This is a genomic window from Streptococcus parasanguinis, from assembly GCF_001578955.1.
In the GTDB taxonomy this organism is placed as follows: Bacteria; Bacillota; Bacilli; order Lactobacillales; family Streptococcaceae; genus Streptococcus; species Streptococcus parasanguinis_U.
On record NZ_KQ969689.1, the window covers coordinates 606,565 to 607,716 of the forward strand.

Here is a 1,152-nt window from a genome sequence, read left to right on the forward strand (position 1 = left end):
TTTCTGTAGCAGATGAGCTATCGGTTTCTTTTTGTGAACTTGTTTCTGTATTACTTGAATCGGTCTGCGTATTGGTGTTAGCATCTGTATTGGTAGCGCTTGAGTCAGATCCCTTATCGTGGACAACGACGACGCTGGTGCTACTAGATGGTTTGTCTTCTGTTTTTTGATTGTCTTTATTGAGCAGGCTCATGATGGTAAAGGAAGTGACGATAATCCCTAGGAGACTGGCAATCGTAGCTACAACGGTTTGAAATACGGACAAACCTTGTTTGACTTTCTCACCGCGAGATGGTCTTGTATCTACTTTTTCCTCAGGTTTTTGGTTTTTGTTACTTCTTGAATATTGTGACATGTTCTTTCTCTTTCTATCAAAAATTGTTTTTTAACACTTTCCTATTATAAGTCATTTTCTGAAAAATGTCTAAAAAGAACTGAATTTTATAGAGTGATTTTGCCAACTCTCTCTTTATCAAATCCTTGTCCCAAGCGGTCAGAAATGATAAAATAGAAGTTACGTAAAAAGAAAGTGATGGATGCGTAGGACATGATCTATTTTGACAATTCAGCAACGACTAAACCCTATCCAGAAGCCCTTGCGACTTATACAGAAGTAGCGACTCGGATCTGGGGAAACCCTTCTAGTTTGCACAATCTAGGTAGTCAAGCTACTCGTATTTTAGAGGCTTCTCGGAAACAAATTGCGGAGCTAATTGGCAAGAAAGCTGAGGAAATTTACTTCACGTCTGGTGGGACAGAAGGGGACAACTGGATCCTCAAGGGTGTCGCCTTTGAGAAATCCCCTTATGGCAAGCATATCATTGTCTCTGACATCGAGCATCCTGCCATCAAGGAATCAGCTGCTTGGTTAAAGACGCAGGGATTCGAAGTGGATTACGCTCCAGTGGATGCGCGTGGTTTTGTCAAGGTGGATGCCTTGGCTAACCTACTCCGTCCGGATACGACCTTGGTCTCTGTCATGGCCGTCAACAATGAGATTGGTTCCATCCAGCCCATCCATGACATTGCGGCTCTCCTGGAAGATCGCCCAACGGTTAGTTTCCATGTCGATGCGGTTCAAGCCTTGGCAAAGGTAGCAACAGAAGTTTATCTACCAGAGCGCGTGGACTTTGCGACCTTCTCTAGTCACAA

The 1,152-nt window shown here is 43.4% G+C and carries 2 protein-coding genes; one reads left to right on the forward strand and one right to left on the reverse strand.

The window, feature by feature from the left end; genetic code table 11:
• The coding region (locus tag SPADD19_RS02795; protein ID WP_061455130.1) for a DUF6556 family protein at positions 1–355 on the reverse strand (355 nt) is incomplete at its 3' end.
• Between the two features lie 192 nt (positions 356–547).
• Here SPADD19_RS02795 and SPADD19_RS12505 point away from each other — a divergent pair.
• On the forward strand, positions 548–1,152 hold a 605-nt coding region (locus SPADD19_RS12505), incomplete at its 3' end, for a cysteine desulfurase family protein (protein WP_241496439.1).